Source organism: Bifidobacterium sp. A11, assembly GCF_000499185.1.
Taxonomy (GTDB): Bacteria; Actinomycetota; Actinomycetes; order Actinomycetales; family Bifidobacteriaceae; genus Bombiscardovia; species Bombiscardovia mizhiensis.
The window spans coordinates 1-18,602 of the sequence record NZ_AWUO01000003.1 but is presented as its reverse complement, the minus strand read 5'-3'; the positions used below and the strand labels follow the sequence as shown (position 1 = coordinate 18,602).

13 protein-coding genes are annotated in these 18,602 nt (G+C 65.3%); 11 read left to right on the top strand and 2 right to left on the bottom strand.

Going from position 1 to position 18,602, the window contains the following annotated elements; all coding sequences use genetic code 11:
* Positions 1-29: 29 nt before the first annotated feature.
* The 11 genes from P273_RS0103760 to acnA all read left to right on the top strand — a co-directional run bounded on the left by P273_RS0103760 (position 30) and on the right by acnA (position 16,358).
* Entirely contained in the window at positions 30-1,709 is a 1,680-nt protein-coding gene (locus tag P273_RS0103760; protein WP_024627152.1) for an ABC transporter substrate-binding protein, read from the top strand.
* A gap of 78 nt (positions 1,710-1,787) precedes the next feature.
* Positions 1,788-3,449, top strand: coding sequence for an ABC transporter substrate-binding protein (locus P273_RS0103755; RefSeq protein ID WP_024627151.1), 1,662 nt, complete (start codon positions 1,788-1,790; stop codon positions 3,447-3,449).
* 190 nt (positions 3,450-3,639) lie between these two features.
* Positions 3,640-4,566 carry an ABC transporter permease gene (locus P273_RS0103750; RefSeq protein ID WP_024627150.1) on the top strand — a complete coding sequence of 309 codons (927 nt, stop codon included), beginning with the start codon at positions 3,640-3,642 and terminating at the stop codon, positions 4,564-4,566.
* A 31-nt stretch (positions 4,567-4,597) separates the two neighbouring features.
* Positions 4,598-5,587 carry an ABC transporter permease gene (locus tag P273_RS0103745; RefSeq protein WP_034524826.1) on the top strand — a complete coding sequence of 330 codons (990 nt, stop codon included), beginning with the start codon at positions 4,598-4,600 and terminating at the stop codon, positions 5,585-5,587.
* Between the two features lie 11 nt (positions 5,588-5,598).
* A complete protein-coding gene (locus P273_RS0103740; protein ID WP_024627148.1) occupies positions 5,599-7,596 on the top strand; it encodes an ABC transporter ATP-binding protein in 1,998 nt (665 codons plus the stop codon).
* Between the two features lie 37 nt (positions 7,597-7,633).
* On the top strand, positions 7,634-8,431 hold the full coding sequence (locus tag P273_RS0103735) for a DUF3710 domain-containing protein (RefSeq protein WP_024627147.1): 798 nt from the start codon (positions 7,634-7,636) through the stop codon (positions 8,429-8,431).
* A 4-nt stretch (positions 8,432-8,435) separates the two neighbouring features.
* On the top strand, positions 8,436-9,137 hold the full coding sequence (locus P273_RS0103730) for a DUF3159 domain-containing protein (protein ID WP_024627146.1): 702 nt from the start codon (positions 8,436-8,438) through the stop codon (positions 9,135-9,137).
* Positions 9,130-10,416: a class I SAM-dependent RNA methyltransferase gene (locus tag P273_RS0103725; RefSeq protein WP_024627145.1), complete on the top strand. Its 1,287-nt coding sequence runs from the start codon at positions 9,130-9,132 to the stop codon at positions 10,414-10,416. Before P273_RS0103730 ends, P273_RS0103725 begins: the two co-directional genes overlap by 8 nt.
* A gap of 1 nt (position 10,417) precedes the next feature.
* The gene (locus P273_RS0103720; protein ID WP_024627144.1) at positions 10,418-11,032 is read left to right on the top strand and encodes a substrate-binding domain-containing protein; all 615 of its coding nucleotides are present in this window, start codon (positions 10,418-10,420) and stop codon (positions 11,030-11,032) included.
* A 14-nt stretch (positions 11,033-11,046) separates the two neighbouring features.
* On the top strand, positions 11,047-13,515 hold the full coding sequence (locus P273_RS09235) for an HAD-IC family P-type ATPase (RefSeq protein WP_024627143.1): 2,469 nt from the start codon (positions 11,047-11,049) through the stop codon (positions 13,513-13,515).
* 110 nt (positions 13,516-13,625) lie between these two features.
* On the top strand, positions 13,626-16,358 hold the full coding sequence (acnA, locus tag P273_RS0103710; protein ID WP_024627142.1) for an aconitate hydratase AcnA: 2,733 nt from the start codon (positions 13,626-13,628) through the stop codon (positions 16,356-16,358).
* A gap of 51 nt (positions 16,359-16,409) precedes the next feature.
* Here acnA and P273_RS0103705 read toward each other — a convergent pair whose 3' ends face one another.
* Entirely contained in the window at positions 16,410-17,213 is an 804-nt protein-coding gene (locus P273_RS0103705) for a Bax inhibitor-1/YccA family protein (protein WP_024627141.1), read from the bottom strand.
* Positions 17,214-17,541: 328 nt separating this feature from the next.
* Positions 17,542-18,602, bottom strand: a 1,061-nt coding sequence (locus P273_RS09515; protein WP_024627140.1) for a hypothetical protein, incomplete at its 5' end; no start/stop codon positions are given.

Below are 18,602 nucleotides of genomic sequence, written 5' to 3'. Positions count from 1 at the left end.
TGATAACCAGCTAAAGGGGAGCAGCAGGAATGAAGAAAAGTTCACAGCTCACGGTGGTGTCAGCGGTCATCTGTGCCTTGGCGCTTCTGGCCAGCGGCTGCGGTGGTGGTGGCAGCAGTACCGATACCGAGGGTGCCGAGCAGTCGTCCGGCGACCAGGCCAGCAACAATACCGTGGTGTCGGTCCATGGGTGCGAGCCGGCCAACCCGCTCATTCCCAGCAGCGCCGCGGAAAGCTGCGGCGGACAGGTCGTGGACGCCATCAACTCCAAGCTGATCCGCTTCGATGACCAGGGCAAGGCCCACAACGATCTGGCCTCGGAGATCAAGGGCAACGACGACATGTCCCAGTACAAGGTCACCCTGGTTGACGGGCGCAAGTTCTCGGATGGCACCCCCATCACCGCCAAGTCCTTCACCAGGGCCTGGTCCTGGAGCGCCAACGTGTCCAACGGCCAGCTGAACGCCAGCTTTTTCTCCAATATCAAGGGCTTTGATGACCTGCAGAAGCAGGGCGTGCCTACGGATGCCCAGTTCTCCGGATTGAAGGTCATCGATGACAAGACCTTCACCGTGGACCTCATCTCGCCCTCGTCCACCTTCCCCATTCAGGTGGGCTATACCTCTTTTGCGCCCCTGCCTGAGTCCTTCTACAAGAATCCCAAGGCCTACGGGGAGAACCCGGTCAGCTCGGGCCCCTACAAGTTCGAGTCCTGGCAGCACAACGCCATGATCAAGCTTCGCAGGAACGACGACTACGACGGGGAGGTCAAGGTCCGCAACGGCGGCATCGACTATAAGGTCTACACGGACCTGGGTTCTGCCTATTCCGATGTGCAGGCGGGCAACCTGGATGTGATCGACAGGATTCCCACCTCCGCTGTCAAGACTTTCATGACCGACAGCATGGTTCAGAGTTATAACAAGCCCGGCTCTACCCTGCAGATGTTCACCATTCCTACCACGATGGAGCATTTCGGCCAGGATCAGGAGGGCCACCTGCGCCGCCTGGCCATCTCCATGGCCATTGACCGGAAGATGCTGATCGACAAGGTCCTGGGCGGTCTGGGCGTGCAGCCCACCGACTTCACCGCACCGACCATCCCAGGCTATGCCAAGGATCTCAAGGGTTCGGACAACCTCAAATACAACGCCAGGAAGGCCAAGGAGTACTGGGCCAAGGCCGATGCCATCAGCAAGTGGCCGGCCGACAGGAGCTTCCAAATGCTGTACAGTTCGGATGGCGGTGCCAAGGACTTCTACGACGGCATGGCCAACTCCATCAAGAACACGCTTGGCATCAAGGCCGAGGCCACTCCTGTGCCCACCTTCAGCGAGTTCCGTGGCAACATCAAAAAGCGCCTCTATAACAATGCGGCCTTCAGGTCTTCATGGTCACCCGACTACCCATCGCCTGAGAGCTATCTGATGAGCAACTTCGCCAGCTCGGCGGCCGATGGCAACGGATCCAACGATGGCGACTACAAGAATCCCAAATTCGATGCCCTGCTGAAGCAGGCTGCCAAGGCCAAGGACACCGATGAAGCCAACAGGCTCTTCCAGCAGGCTGAGGAGATCCTTCTGCAGGACATGCCCGCGGTTCCGCTCTATTATGGAAACAACATTGGCGCCTCCGCCAAGAAGGTCCATGGGATGCGTCTGGGCTGGGATGGCTATCCGATCTTCCCGGAGCTGTCCAAGGACCAGTAATGATCGTGCCGGAAACGGCATGAACCGCCGTCGATGACTGGCGGTTCGGGAAACCAACCAAAGGAAAGAGCAAGATATATGAAGAAGCAATCGGCCCTGACCATTGCGGGTGCCGGACTGTGCGTCATGGCGCTCACCCTGGGCGCCTGCGGCGGATCCGGCGGATCCGGCTCCTCTGCCCAGGGGAGCAACGGCGGCAGCTCGAACGCCGTCATCTCGGTCTTCAACCCTGAGCCGGCCAATCCGCTCATCCCCAGCATGACCAACGAGGTGGGGGGTGGCAACCCCATCGACGTCATGTTCTCCAAGCTGGTCCGCTTTGACGACAAGGGCAAGCCGGTCAACGAGATCGCCAAGCAGATCAAGGCCAACGAGGACAACACCCAGTACACCGTGACCATCAACGACGGCTGGAAGTTCTCGGATGGCACCCCGGTCACCGCACAGTCCTTCACCAAGGCCTGGTCCTGGGCGTCCAGCATCGCCAACAAGCAGCTGGGCTCCAGCTTCTTCGCCAACATCAAGGGGTATGACGACCTGCAGAAGGAGGGCACCCCTGGCGATGCCCAGCTGTCCGGCCTCAAGGTCATCGACAACAAGACCTTCACCGTTGATCTGACCTCGCCTTCCTCCACCTTCCCCATCCAGGTGGGCTACACCGCGTTTGCGCCCCTGCCCGAGTCCTTCTACAAGGACACCAAGGCCTTCGGTGAGAAGCCGGTGACCGTGGGACCCTACAAGTTCCAGTCCTGGGAGCACAACAAGTCCATCAAGCTGGTCAAGGATCCCGCTTACAAGGGCGGCATCAAGGTCAAGAACGGCGGCGTGGAGTTCCGCGCCTACACCGATGCCACCGCAGCCTACCGCGACGTGCAGGCCGGCAACCTGGATGTGCTGGACACCCTGCCCGCCTCGGCTCGCAAGACCTTCCAGACCGATAACACGGTCCAGGCCATCAACGACCCGGGCTCGGTCATCCAGATGTTCACCATCCCCTCCTACATGAAGCACTTCGGCCAGGATCAGGAGGGCAAGCTCCGTCGCCAGGCCATCTCCATGGCCATCGACCGGCCGACCATCATCAAGAAGGTGCTGTCCGGAACCGCCAAGGAGGTCCACGACTTCACCGCCCCCGTCATCCCCGGCTACTCAACCAGCATCAAGGGATCCGACGTGCTCAAGTACAACCCGTCCAAGGCCAAGGAGCTCTGGGCCGAGGCCAACAAGATCTCCCCATGGGGCGAGGGCGACACCTTCAAGATCGCCTACAACGCCGATGGCGCCCACAAGGAGATCTACGACGCCGTGACCAACTCCATCAAGAACGCCCTGGGCATCCAGGCTGCAGGCAACCCTCTGCCCACCTTCAGCGAGTTCCGCTCCAACGTGCAGAACCGCAAGTTCACCGACTCGGCCTTCCGCTCCGGTTGGCAGCCTGACTACCCCTCGCCCGAGAGCTACCTGTCCAGCAACTTCGCCAGCTCGGCAGCCAACGGCAACGGGTCCAACGACGGCGACTACAAGAACCCCGAGTTCGACGGCCTGATGGACAAGGCAGCCTCCGCCAAGAGCATCGACGAGGCCAACAAGATCTACCAGCAGTCCGAGGAGCTGCTCTTCCGCGATCTGCCCGCAGTCCCGCTCTACTACCAGAACTCCAACGGCGTGGCCGCCAAGAACATCCAAGGATTCTCCTTCACCTGGAAGGGCGTCCCTGCTTACTACAACATCAGCAAGTGAGGTGACGGGAGCCTGAATCCCGCACCTGACAGCTGACATCGCCCGGGCCGGCACGGAAGGATCCACTCCGCGCCGGCCTTGGCGTCTTTGCACCCCTGTTGAGGTGTGCTGGTAGACTCAAACAAGAATTTTTGCGGCGGCCCCGATCCCCATGCCGATCCCGGTCGCGGATGACAAAGGAGAATAGCCGATGGGAAAATATCTTCTGCGACGTATTCTGCAGATGATCCCCGTCGTTCTCGGCACGACACTGCTGATATACGCGCTGGTCTTCGCGCTTCCCGGCGACCCCGTGGCCGCCATGTTCGGGGACAAGCCGGTCAATCAGGCCGTTGCCGCACAGATACGTTCGGAATACAATCTCGACAAGCCCTTCATCGTGCAGTACGTGCTCTTCCTGAAGAACGCGCTGACCCTGAACTTCGGCAACACCTTCGCCGGCCAGCCCGTGATCAGCGTGATCGGCAGGGCCTTCCCGGTGACCATCAAGCTGGCCCTGATGGCCTTCGTCTTCGAGGGCGTCTTCGGCGTGATCTTCGGCATCATCGGCGGCCTGACCAAGGGCAAGTGGTCGGACAACATCATCCTGGTCCTCTCCCTGCTGCTGATTTCGGTGCCTACCTTCGTCACCGGCTTCATCCTGCAGTACCTGTTCGGCGTCAAATGGCATCTGCTGCCAGCCACAGCCGGGGCCAATCCGGGCTTTATTGATCTGCTCATGCCGGCCATTGTGCTGGGGTCGGTGTCCATGGCCTCCATCATCCGTCTGACCAGGACGGAGATCACCTCCAACATCTCCGAGGACTACGTGCGCACGGCCCGGGCCAAGGGCATGAGCAACCGGTCCGTCATCGTGCGGCACGTGCTGCGCAACTCCCTGATCCCCGTGGTCACCTACCTGGGCGCCGACATCGGCGGACTCATGGGCGGGGCCATGATCACCGAGCGCATCTTCAACATCCAGGGCGTGGGCAACACCCTTTACCAGGCCATCCTGAGGGGCGAAGGCACCCTGGTGGTCTCCATCGTGACCATTCTGGTCCTGATCTTCGTCATCACCAGCCTCCTGGTCGACCTGCTCTACGCAGTGCTCGATCCGCGGATCCGGTATGCGTGAGGGAGAGGGACCGACTATGAGTGAAACGGCAATGAACGAGTCAAGCGAACAGAACGAAAGCCAGGCCCGCGTCTACTTCCCCGACCCCCTGCCGGGCCAGGAGCGGTTCGTGGCCCCCATCGACGAGACGCCCCTGCGCGAGGTGGACTCGGTGGATGAGGACGTGCCGCCCACCAGCATGTGGGCCGACGCCTGGAAGACCCTGAGGCGCAACCCGCTCTTCATCATCTCCGCAATCCTGGCGATCGTGGTCATCCTGGTGGCCCTCTTCCCCAACCTCTTCGCCAGGCAGGATCCCATGGCCTGCAGCCTGTCCGACTCCCTGGAGCCCGGCCGGCCCGGGCATCCCTTCGGCTTCGATCTGCAGGGCTGCGACGTCTACAGCCGCGTCATCCACGGGGCAAGGACCTCGGTGGCCATCGGCATCATGACCACCATCCTGGTCACCGTCTTCGGCGGCCTCATCGGTGCCATCGCCGGTTTCTTCGGGGGCTGGGTTGACGCCGTGCTCAGCCGCATCACCGACATCTTCTTCGCCATCCCCATGATCCTGGGCGCCATCGTGCTCCTGCAGATGTTCCGCACCTCCACCTCCCTGTGGAAAATCATCCTGACCCTGACCCTCTTCGGCTGGGTCAACATGGCCCGCATCACCCGCAGCGCCGTCCTGGAGGCCAAGAACCTGGAGTTCAACACCGCTTCCACGGCCCTGGGCTCCACGCCCCTGCGCAACCTCTTCCGGCACATCATGCCCAACTCCCTGGCCCCGGTCATCGTCATGGCTACCATGTCGCTGGGCACCTACATCGTCTCTGAAGCCACGCTGAGCTTCCTGGGCATCGGCCTGCCCTCCACCGTGGTCTCCTGGGGCGGGGACATCTCGACGGCCCAGAACCTCCTGACCACCAACCCCTCGGTCCTCTTCTATCCCTCCGCAGCCCTGGCCATCACCGTGCTGGCCTTCATCATGATGGGCGACGCGGTCAAGGATGCATTGGATCCCAAGAGCAGAACGGCCTGAGCGGAGGAAGCATGACTGAAGCAGACAAGAACATGACCACCAATCAGGAGCAGCAGCCCCTGCTCGACGTGCGGGACCTGCAGGTGGACTTCACCGCCGATGGGCGCACCGTCCACGCAGTTCGCGACGCCTCCTTCAACGTCTACCCCGGCCAGTGGGTGGCCATCGTGGGGGAGTCCGGCTCGGGCAAGTCCACCTCGGCCATGGCTGTGCTGGGTCTTCTGCCCGGCACCGGCAAGGTGACCGGCGGCAGCATCCGGCTCAATGGCCGCGAGCTGGTGGGCCTGGACCGCAAGGACTACGAGGCGCTGCGCGGCTCCCAGGTGGGCCTGGTCCCGCAGGATCCCATGAGCAATCTGAACCCGGTCTGGCGCATAGGCTCCCAGGTCAAGGAGGCGCTGACCGCCAACCATATGGATGTCTCCCGGGAGAAGCGCTCCCGGCTGGCCAAGGCCTTGGCCAGCGATGAAGAGGTGACGCTCAAGAAGTCCGACGACGAGCTCTTCATCTCCTCCAAGGACCTGCCAGGCCTGCTCCAGGCCGCCCGCCAGGCCCTGAGCGATGCCGGGGTCGCCGACGTGGACCAGACCATGGAGGCTATGAAGGCCGAGTGGGACGTGGGCTCCGAGACCCGCTGGGGCGTGGCCAAGTCCCTGATCGACGCCGGTGTGGATGACGATGCGGCCTGGAAGCTGGCCAAGGAGCATGTGACCGGCTCGGACATGGACGACCGCATCGCCGGCCTGCTGTCCGAGGCCGGGCTGCCTGAGGCCGCCACCAGGGCCCGGCAGTATCCGCATGAGTTCTCCGGCGGCATGCGCCAGCGCGCCCTGATCGCCATCGGCCTGGCCTCCCGGCCCGACCTGCTGATTGCGGACGAGCCCACCAGCGCCCTGGATGTGACCGTCCAGAAGCGGATTCTGGACCACCTGCGCAGCCTGACCGAATCCCTGGGCACCGCCGTGCTCTTCATCACCCACGACCTGGGTCTGGCAGCCGAGCGCGCCCAGCACATCGTGGTCATGTACCGGGGCCAGGTGGTGGAGTCCGGGCCCAGCCTGGAGGTCCTTCAGCACCCCCAGCACCCTTACACCAAGCGGCTGGTCCAGGCCGCGCCCTCGCTGGCCTCCCAGCGCATCATCTCCGCCAAGCAGCGCGGCCAGGATGCCGAAGACCTGCTGGAGCATCACGTCAAGGGCGAGAGCACCCTGGAGCGCAGCGAGCACGTCATCACCGTGGAGCACCTGACCCGCGAGTTCAGGCTGCCCCGGCGCAAGGAGATGTTCAAGGCCGTGGATGACGTCTCCTTCTCGGTCAAGCGGGGGACCACCCTGGCCATCGTGGGGGAGTCCGGCTCCGGCAAGTCCACCGTGGCCAACATGGTCCTGCACCTGCTCAAGCCCACCTCGGGCCTGGTGACCTACGAGGGCCAGGACATCGCCGGCTTCGGCAGCCGTCAGCTCATGGAGTTCCGCCGGCACGTGCAGCCGGTCTTCCAGAACCCCTACGGCTCCCTGGACCCCATGTACTCCATCTACCGCTCCATCGAGGAGCCCCTGCGCATCCACAAGATCGGCAACGCCAAGTCCCGGCAGAAGCGGGTCAAGGAGCTGCTGGACATGGTGGAGATGCCCGAGTCGGTCATGGGGCGCTACCCCAACGAGCTCTCCGGCGGACAGCGTCAGCGCATCGCCATCGCCCGGGCCATGGCCCTGAATCCGGATGTGATCATCTGCGACGAGGCCGTCTCCGCCCTGGACGTGCTGGTCCAGGACCAGGTGCTGCGGCTGCTCAACGACCTGCAGGCCGAGCAAGGGCTCAGCTACCTGTTCATCACCCACGATCTGGCCGTGGTCAGGCAGATCGCCGACGAGGTGGTCGTCATGCAGCACGGCCGGCTGGTGGAGCACGCCACCACCGACGAGGTCTTCGACCACCCGCAACGCCAGTACACCAAGGATCTGCTGGACGCCATCCCCGGCGGCAAGCTGCGCCTGGGTCTTGACTAGGTATCCTTTGCACAGACTCACAAGGAAATGAGGCATCATGGGATTGTTCGGTTTCGGCAGGAAACGCGCCAAGAAGCAGGCTGAGGAGGCCGTCGAGGAGTCCAAGGACGTTGAAAAGTCCACGGAGAAATCAGACCAGACCTCTCAGGCTGACCGCGATGAAGCCGAGCAGAGCGGGAAAGGCCCCTGGGACAGCCTGGATCCCGAGGCTCCCGACACCGATGAGTACCTGGACATCGGTGCCCTGATGCTGCCCTTCCTCAAGGGTAGCGAGCTGAGGCTCAAGGCCAACTCGCAGACCGGTGACGTGCTGGGAGCCACCATCACCTACGGGTCCTCCAGTCTGGAGCTGGAGCCCTTCGCGGCCCCCAAGTCCCTGGGCCTCTGGGACGAGGTCCGGGCCGACCTGCTCAAGGCCAACCCCTCCTGCAAGGAGGTGGACGGCGTCTTCGGCAAGGAGCTGACCCTGCCCGTCAAGGTCAAGGGCAAGAACCTGGTGACCCGGGTGGTGGGCATCGACGGACCCCGTTGGATGCTGCGAGGCATCTTCTCCGGCCCTGCTGCCAAGGGCGGCAAGGAGAAGGATGTGCTCGACAGCTACCTGTCCGACCTGGTGGTGGTCCGTGGCGATGAGCCCCTGGCCCCCCGTGACCTGGTGCCCATGCATGCGCCCATCACCCCCAACCAGCGCCGTGGAGAAGCCGAAGACTCGGAGTCCAAGGACGATGAGAGTGCGCAGATCCCCGGCAGGCCCGAGGGCCCCTTCGACTCGGACCAGCAGACCGAGGTGAAGACCACACTGTCGCGCGGACCCATGTTCTCGGAGGTCCGCTAAGGCTGTGAAGCAGAAGCATTCCGGGCTGGCAGCGCTGGCCGACGACGATTTCTCCGTCATGGAGGCCATCGGCGGATGGCGGGGGATCGTCGAATCCCTGCTGCCGGGGCTGGTATTCCTGGTTGTCTTCCTGGTGACCGGCCGTCTGGGGCTGACCGTGGAGGTTTCAGCGGCCCTGGCAGTCGTGCAGCTGCTGATTCGTCTGGTCCAGCAGCAGTCCTTTCTGGGGGCGCTGGCCGGTCTGCTTTCGGTGGGCATCTGCCTGGTGGCCGCATGGCTGACCCGGGATGCCCGCAACTATTACCTGCCAGGATTTTTGACCAACGGATTCTGGATCATTGTGCTCGCCGCCTCGCTGCTGGCACGGATGCCCGGCATCGGCCTGCTGGTGGAGTATCTGCGCCGGCCCGTCGTCTCAGGCTGGAGGCAGTGGCTGGCCTCCTGGCGGGGCGAGCCAGAACTGGTACGGGCCTATAATCAGGCCACCCAGGTCTGGATCGCCGTCTTCGCGCTGCGCCTGCTGATCCAGGTGCCGCTCTACCTGACTGGTTCCGTCGGGTTGCTTGGCGCCGCACGCCTGATCCTGGGCCTGCCCCTGTTTGCTCTGGGCATCTGGGTCAGCTGGCTGCTGATCGGCGGCCCATACCATCGTCGTCAGGCCGACCAGGCTCAGACCGACCAGGAGGTTCATGCCGATCATGACTGAGACCAGGGTTCGTCTGCGCATCGAACGCTATGCCGACCAGGGCCGTTGCGTGAGCCACCTGGAGGACGGTCGGGTGGTCTTCGTCCGCTTCGCCCTGCCCGGGGAGCTGGTGGAGGTCCTCCTGGACGAGCCTCATGGCCGGGCCGGCAGATTCGCCACGGGCGAGGTCACCCAGGTGTTGGAAGCCAGCCCCGACCGACGCGAACCCGTCTGGCCCCTGGCTGGACCCTTGGCCTGGGGAGGTGGCCTGGGTGGCGCCGATCTGATTCACGTCAGTCTGCCCGGTCAGCTGGCCTGGAAGGCTGATCTGATTGGTCAGCAGATGTCCCGCTTGGGCGGGGTGGATGTCCAAGTGCCGGTGGCTCGGGTTCCGGGCGATGAGGAGCTGGGTGGCCTGCACTGGAGGACCAGAATCGAGCTGGTGGCTGACGACCAAGGACGCCCCTCCATGCGCCGTCGGGGTTCGCATGACCGTCTGCCGATTCAGACCATGCCCTTGGCCACCCAGGAGTTGCTGGACCTGGCTGATGAACTGGGCATCTGGGAGGGCGGCCTGCCTGCTGGTGCCCGCATACGCCTGGCTGTGCCCCAGCCGCGCGACGGGGGACCGGTCGGCGACAACTTCGCCCTGCTGGTGGATGGCCGCCTGAGCCAGGGGAGCCGCCTGCTGACGGAGCGGTTGGAGGCCGGAGCAGGACCTGAATACCAGGTTCGGGCCGACGGATTCTGGCAGGTCCACCGTCAGGCACCGGTCGTGCTGACCAAGGCGGTTCTGGACCAGGCCAGGCAGGCCCTGGACGGGGTTGCCGAACCGGTCATCTGGGATCTTTACTGCGGATCAGGGCTCTTCACCCTGCCCCTGGCTGCCCTGGCTGACGGACGTGCCCGGCTCCTGGCTGTGGAGGGATCCGTTGGAGCCATTGCCAGCGCGAAACACAACGTGAAGCAGGCCGGACTGGACCGGGTGGCCCTGCGGCGAGGGGACGTGGCCAAGGTCCTGGCTGGCGGTGCGCCCAAGGGGCTGGGCCATCCCGACCTGATCCTGCTGGATCCGCCCAGGGCCGGCGCCAAGGCTCAAGTCTGCCGGCTGCTGGCCGCCAGCGGGGCGGGGACCATCATCTATGTGGCCTGCGACCCGACCAGCCTGGCCAGGGATACGGCCACCCTGATCTCCCTGGGCTACAGCCCCAAGCACCTTGAGGCCTTTGACATCTACCCGATGACCCACCACGTGGAGACCGTGGCAGTCTTCACCCGCACGGCGGGAAGGCAGCACTGACATGAGCCGCGCCGGGCGGATCGTGGCAGTGGTCAGGCGGCTGGCGGGTCTACTGCTGGCGGTCGCCCTGCTGGCAGGCCTGCCCACGCTGACCGGATGCGCCCCCAAGGACAGGGCCGTGGGCGACTCCTGGCACGAGGGCACCGTGCCCCACGACGGCGTGGATCGCTCCGACACGCTCGTGGCTTTGATTGGATGCCCGCAGAAGGGTGGCAAGGACCCGGATACCGGTCTTGACAGCCGCATCCTGGCATCCTTGAAGGCGGAGCGCATGAAGGGTTATTTCTCCTCGGCGCAGTCCACCAGCGATCAGCAGGATGGGGTGCAGGATGCCATCAACCGCGGGGTCAGTCTGATTCTGATTCGTCAACCCGGAGCCGGCGACTGGACCCCGGCCCTGAAGGCAGCCCGGAAGGCGGGCATTCCTGTGGTAGAGTTCGCTCAAAGCGCCAAGGCTTGGACCCCTGACCCAGGTAGGCTCTACTATGCGGCTACGGTTCACCCGGTGGATCCTGCCGGGCATCCACACGCGCCCTTGCTGGCTGACGCTCTGCAGACCATTGTGGACGACGGACCGCATGCAAGGATCATGGCCGTGCGCCTGAGCGCCGACTGAGAGGGGGGCCAAGGATGAGCACAGCAGCGGACACAGGCTTTCCGGACACCGACCGTCCGGGGCTGAGCTCCCAGGAGGTGGAGCGGCTGAAGGCCCAGGGCCTGGTCAACGTCTCCCAGGACCAAACCTCCCGTAGCCTGGGCCAGATCATCCGCGACAACGTCTTCACCCTCTTCAACGGAATCATCCTGACCGCCATGGTGGTGGTCCTGCTGACCGGCCAGTGGAAGGACGCGGTCTTCGGCCTGATCATCATCATCAACACCGGCATCGGCGTGGCCACCGAGCTCAAGGCCAAGCACACCTTGGACGGGCTGTCCATCCTGGTGGCCTCCGACTACACGGTGCGCAGGGATGGCCGCAACCTGACCGTGCCCCACGATGCCATCGTCAAGGGGGACCTGCTCTGGATCCGCTCCGGGGACCAGGTGCCCGCCGATGCGAAGATCATCGACACCTACGGCCTGGAGCTGGACGAGTCCATGCTGACCGGCGAATCGCGCACGGTCAAGCACAAGCCGGGGGACCAGGTCTACTCGGGCTCCACGGCCGTCTCGGGCATGGCCCTGGCCCAGGTGACCGCCGTGGGCGCCGACTCCTACGCCGCCACGCTGACGGCCAAGGCCAAGGTCTACAAGAAGGTTCGCTCCGACCTGAACGAGGGCATCAACACCATCCTCAAGGTCATGACCGTGGTGGTCATTCCCCTCTGCCTGCTGCTCATCTTCACGCAGATGCGGACCGTGGGCGGCTTCCAGACGGCCCTGGCCACCGGAGCCTGGCGGCAGGCCGTGGTGTCTGCCGTGGCCGGGGTCGTGGGCATGATCCCCGAGGGTCTGGTCCTCTTGACCTCCCTGAACTTCGCCCTGGCCGCCATCCGCCTGGCCCGGCATCAAACGTTGGTCCAGCAGATGGAGTCCGTGGAGACCCTGGCCCGGGTGGATGCCCTGAACCTGGACAAGACCGGCACCATCACCGACGGGGGCATCGTCTACGACGACCTGCATCCGCTGGCCGAGGACCTGCCGGCCCAGCAGCTGCGGCAGGCCCTGGTGGACGTCTGCGCGGAGGAGAGCCCCAACGCCACCGGCCGTGCCATCCTCAAGGGGATGGACGACCTGCACCCGGGCAGGGCCGTCAGCCGCCTGCCTTTTTCTTCAGCCCGCAAGTGGAGCGCCGTGGCCGACCAGTCCGGCAGAATCTGGTACTTCGGCGCCCCGGAGGTGCTCCTGGCATCTCAGGCGGGTAGCTGGCCCCAGGTGGACCAGCAGGTGGCCGACCTGGCCGACCGCGGCTACCGGGTGCTGATGCTGGCCGCCCCCGGCGGGTACCCGGGCACCGACCAGCCTGACTACTTCACCAGCAGCCCCGACCTGCCCGGGAACCTGAAGCCCCTGGCCCTGATCACCTGCTCGGAGCACATCCGCGACGACGCTGCCGAGACCCTGGCCTGGTTCCGCCAGCAGGGCGTGCGCTGCCGGGTCATCTCGGGCGACAACCCGGCCACGGTGGCGGCCATCGCCACCAAGGTGGGCCTGACCGGCGACCGGGCCCCCAGGGCCATGGATGCCCGCCAACTGCCCGAGGACACGGTAGCCCTGGCCGAGGTGCTGGAGGACGTGGACGTGCTGGGCCGGGTCCTGCCCGACCAGAAGAAGGCCATCGTCCAGGCCCTGCACCTGAAGGGTCACACGGTGGCCATGACCGGCGACGGGGTCAACGACTCCCTGGCCCTGAAGGAGGCGGACCTGGGCATCGCCATGGGCAATGCGGCGGCCGCCACCAAGGCCGTGGCCCAGCTGGTCCTGGTGGATTCGCGCTTCTCCCACCTGCCCGACGTGGTGGCCCGGGGTCGGCAGGTCATGGCCAACATGGAGCGTGTTGCCGGCCTCTTCCTGGTCAAGACCGTCTACTCGGCCCTGATCTCCCTGGGCGTGGTCCTGACCGGCATCCCCTTCCCCTACCTGCCCCGGCACATCACCTACATCGGCGCCCTGACCATCGGCACGCCGGCCTTCTTCCTGGCGCTGGCCCCCAACACCAGGCGCTACCGGCCCGGCTTCCTCAAGCGTGTGGTCGCCTTCGCCCTGCCCTCGGGCATCGCCACTGCCTTGATTGTGCTGGCGGCGGCCTGGAGCCTGCCCGGCCTGCTGGGTCTGGACCTGGCCCGGCAGGCTGACCTGGGGCGTTGGCGGTCGGTCTGCGCCATCGTCCTCTTCTGCATGGGCGTGCTGGTCCTGACCCAGGTGGCCCGGCCCCTGCGCTCCTGGAGGGGGCTGCTGGTCCTCTGCTTCGCCGCAGCCGGGGTGATCGGGGCCCTGATCCCCGTTGTGGCGCGGTTCTTCGCCATCAGCCTGCCCACCGGTCCGGCCCTGTCCGCCACCGTGGCCTTCGCCCTGGTGGGAGCCCTGCTCATGGTCCTGGCCGTCCTGGGCTATCCGGCATGCGCACGTTACATCCGTCAGGTAACACATGGGCGCTAAGAATGAACCTCACAAGCACAGATAAGCGTCACTGACGGCCTGGGGTCCTCCCGCCGCCGGTCCACATGGGCGCAAGGGCAGTGCCTGAGCGTCCAAGGAAGGGGTGGTGCATGTCAGAATCCGCACAAGATGCCGGTCGTTCCAAGCTCAAGGTGGGCTCCGAGGAGTTCGAATACTACCGGATCAGCGACCTGCCGGGCATCGACCACCTGCCCTACAGCCTGCGCATCCTGGCCGAGAATCTGCTGCGGCACCAGAACGGGACCACGGTGACCCGGGACCAGCTGGACCAGCTGCTGAACTGGGACCCCAAGGCCCAGCCCGACAGGGAGATCCAGTACAGCCCGGCCCGGGTGCTCATGCAGGACTTCACCGGCGTGCCCTGCATGGTCGACCTGGCCACCATGCGCGATGCCGTCAAGGCCCTGGGCGACGACCCCTCCCTGGTCAACCCGCTCATCCCCGCGCAGATGGTCATCGACCACTCCGTCCAGGCGGACAGCTCGGGCGTGCCCGGCGCCCTGGAACACAACATGGACATGGAATACCGGCGCAACAGTGAGCGCTACCGCTTCCTGCGCTGGAGCCAGCAGGCCTTCCAGAACTTCCGCGTGGTGCCCCCGGGCACTGGGATTATCCACCAGGTCAACCTGGAGTACCTGGCCCAGGTGGTCATGCGCAGGGACAGGACCCAGGGGGAGGGGCCGGCCCTGGTCTACCCGGACTCCTGCGTGGGCACCGACTCCCACACCACCATGGTCAACGGCCTGGGCGTGCTGGGCTGGGGCGTGGGCGGCATCGAGGCCGAGGCGGCCATGCTGGGTCAGCCCATCTCCATGCTGGTGCCCCAGGTCCTGGGCTTCAAGCTGACCGGATCCATCCCCGAGGGGGTCACCGCCACCGACGTGGTGCTGACCGTGACCCAGATGCTGCGCGAGGTGGGCGTGGTCGGCAGGTTCGTGGAGTTCCACGGCAAGGGCCTGGCCCAGGTCCCCCTGGCCAACCGGGCCACCCTGGGCAATATGAGCCCTGAGTTCGGCTCCACCTGCGCCATCTTCCCCATCGACCAAATCACCTTGGACTACCTGCGCCTGACCGGCCGCAGCGACGAGCATGTGCGCCTGGTGGAGGCCTACGCCAAGGCCAACGGGCTGTGGATGGACCCGGAGGATGCCGACTGCCCTGAACCCGAGTATTCGCAGGTGCTGGAGCTGGACCTGTCCACGGTGCGGCCCTCCATCGCCGGCCCCCGCCGGCCCCAGGACCGCATCCTGCTGGACCAGGCCCAGAAGACCTTCCATCGGGATCTCAAGGATTACAGCGACCAAGGCAGGGACGCAGACGGCCAGGCTGTGCCGGTCAAGAAGGCCGACGGCAGCGAGTTCAGCCTGCGGGACGGGGATGTGGTCATCGCGGCCATCACCTCATGCACCAACACCTCCAACCCCTCGGTCATGGTGGCCGCCGGTCTGCTGGCCCGCCAGGCGCGCGCCCGGGGCCTCAAGCCCAAGCCCTGGGTCAAGACCTCGCTGGCGCCGGGCTCCCAGGTGGTGACGGACTATCTGAACCGGACCGGCCTGAGCAAGGACCTGGATGCCCTGGGCTTCGAGCTGGTCGGCTACGGCTGCACCACCTGCATCGGCAACTCCGGCCCCCTGGACCCGGCCATCCACCAGGCCATCGCCGACCACGACCTGACGGTGACGGCCGTGCTCTCGGGCAACAGGAACTTCGAGGGGCGCATCAGCCCGGATGTGAAGATGAACTACCTGGCCTCGCCGCCCCTGGTGGTGGCCTACGCCCTGGCCGGCACCATGGACTTCGACCCCTGGCGCGACCCCCTGGGCCAGGACAGCCAGGGCAAGCCGGTCATGCTGGCGGACATCTGGCCCTCCCAGGAGGCCATCGAGTCCGTGGTGGGCACCGCCCTGGATCGGGACATGTACCTGCGCGACTATGCGGACGTCTTCGGCGGGGACGAGCGCTGGCGGAAGCTGGAGGTGCCGGAGGGCGAGCTCTTCCACTGGGATCAGGATTCCACCTACATCCGCCGCCAGACCTTCTTCGACGGCATGAAGGCCCAGCCCGACCCCCTGGAGGACATTCACGGGGCCCGGGTGCTGGCTCTGCTGGGGGATTCGGTCACCACCGACCACATCTCGCCCGCAGGGGCCATCAAGGCCGACGCGCCGGCCGGCCGCTACCTGCAGGAGCACGGCATAGCCCCCAGGGACTTCAACTCCTACGGCTCCCGGCGCGGCAACCATGAGGTCATGGTCCGGGGCACCTTCGGCAACATCCGCCTGCGCAACCAGCTGCTGGCCTCGGTGGGGCTGGACGTGCGGCCGGGAGGGTTCACCTACGACTTCCTGAACGGCCAGGAGACGACCATCTTCGAGGCGGCGCAGGACTATGCCAGGCAGGGCACGCCCCTGGTGGTGCTGGCCGGCAGCGAGTACGGCACGGGCTCCTCCAGGGACTGGGCGGCCAAGGGCACAAGGATGCTGGGCGTGCGGGCCGTTATCGCCAGGTCCTTCGAGCGCATCCACCGCAGCAACCTGATCGGCATGGGCGTGCTGCCCCTGGAGTTCCCTGCGGGTCAGTCGGCCCAGAGCCTGGGGCTGGACGGCCAGGAGACCTATGACCTGGTTGGCGTCGACGCCTTGAACAGCTCCCTGCCCGAGCAGGTTCAGGTGCGGGCCCAGCGGCCCGACGGCAGCAGGGTGGAGTTTGCGGCCAAGGTGCGCATCGACACTCCTGGCGAGGCCGAGTACTACCGCAACGGCGGCATCCTGCAGTACGTGCTGCGTGGGTTGCTGGCCAGGGCCGATCAGGAGGCCTGAAGATACAAAAAATCCCCGCCACCAATGCCAGGGGCGGGGATTTTCTTTTTGTCAGTTGCGGTCGCCGACCAGATCCAGGATGTAGAGGAAGAGGTTGACGAAATCCAGGTAGAGGTTGAGGGCGCAGAGGATGGAGACCCGCTTGATGGCCTCCGGCCCTTGGCTGCGGTAGGTGGCGAAGATGGCCCTGGTCTGCTGGGCGTCATACATGGTCAGTCCGGCGAAGAGGATGATGCCGATGGCCGAGACCACGCGCAGGGCCGTGTTGGAGGGGGCCACGAAGAGCATGACCACCTCGACCAGAATAAGCATGAGCAGGCCGGCCATGAAGATGGACCCCATGCCCAGCATGTTGCGCCGTGTGGTCAGCGCCAGCATGCTGAGGACGAAGAAGAAGCCTGCAGTGATCACCAGGGTCAGCATGATGGAGGGCAGTGAGTAGGTCATGAAGATGGTGCTCAGGGTGAAGCCCATCAGGGCCGCATAGAGGTAGAACATGACCCGGGCGGTGGAGGTGCGCATGCGCATGACCCGGAAGCTCAGAATCATGGCGAAGGCCACCTGGACCACGGCCATGCCGATCCAGCCCAGGGTGCCCGTGGCCTGCATGAAGGCCAGGAGCAGTCCGGTCCGGGCGGTCAGGTAGGCCGTCAGGGCGGTGACCAGCAGGCCGACGGCCATCTCCGCATAGGCGCGGGACATGGAGACCCGTTCCGCCTTTTCAAAGCTGTATGCTGCGTTGGTGTCGATGGGCGCGCCCATGCCGTAGGGCTCACCGCCCTGCATGGTCGGCATCGGCTGCTGTGTGTACTGACCGTATGGGGCCTGCGGCCGCGGATTCCCGTTGAAAGCCATCTGCTCCTCCTTGTCTTCCCGTCTGTGGCGGGATGGTCGTCTTGTTCAATTCTACATGGCCGGTTTGGCCATATAACAGGTGTTTGCTCTGGCTGGAATCAGGCGGGGGTGGCCGCCATGGCGGGGTGGTTGCATGCCCACATCCCGCCGTGGCGGTTGCCCCTCTCCTGATGTGCCGTCCAGACTTTGCAGGCTGGACGGAGTGTGGTGGGGGCGCGGGAGGGAAGTGTCGGCTCTCTTGGGGTTTGAGCCTACAGTGACACGTTTCCTCCCTGCTCCCCCTGTGTAGGGCCGGGGGCGGGGGGATTGATACGCCGCCCGGCCGCTCTTACTCGGGTGAAGCGTGTAGCAGTTGGTGTGTTTCTTTCCGGTGGCGGCGTGAGGCCAGGACGCCGCCCATGCCGGTCATGCCTGTGGCCAGGGCGAGCAGGATGCCTTCCCCGCCTGCCTTGGGGAGCACGCCTGCGGGCAGGTACGTGTATTTGAGCGAGGTGTCGGTCAGCGTGCTTCCTGCGCCGCCCAGCGTGTAGTCCACGCTGACCGTGACCATGCCCGGCTGGTGCGCGGGCGTGAACACGCTGACACTGCTGCCGTCGCCGCGCGTCAGGCCTGATGCGGGGGTCTGGTCGAACCTGACGCCGGTGATCACCAGAGCCAGGTTGAACGACACCGGCACAGGGACAGGGCTCTGGGCTTTACTGTTATATTGCCCTGTGGGGATGCTGTTGTTGCCGAGCGGGCCATAATGGTTGCGTCCCCAGGCCCAGGCGTTGCCGTCGCTGCCCACGGCCAGCGAATAATGGTATCCGCCGCTGACTTGCACGGCTTGCAGTCCTTTGCTCGCGTCTGTGGGGCTGGCGGGGTCGCGCACGCGCACAGGAACAGACGAATTCGCATAGCTGCCGCTGCTGTTGTTGCCGAGGTCACCAGACCCGTTGCATCCCCAGGCGTAAACGTTGCCGTCGCTGCCCAGGGCCAGGGAATGCCAGCCTCCGGCGCTGACCTGCAGGTAGGTGAAATCCTCCGGCAGGTCCGGGTACGCCTTCCGGTCGGGCATCCTCACCCTGACCGGCGCATGCCGCTCGCTGCTTGTCCCGTCGCCGAGCTGGCCATAGCCGTTGTATCCCCAGGCGTAAACGTTGCGGTCGCTGCCCAGGGCCAGGGAATGATAGGTTCCGGCGCTGACCTGCAGGTAGGTGAAGTCCGCTGGCAGGTCCGGGTACGTGCTGCGGTCAGGCGTCTTCACCCTGACCGGCGCATTCCGGTAGCTGCTGCTTGTCCCGTCGCCGAGCAGGCCATAGCTGTTGGATCCCCATGCGTAGGCGTATCCGTCGCTGCCCAGGGCCAGGGAATGATAGGTTCCTGCGCTGACCTGCAGGTAGGTGAAGT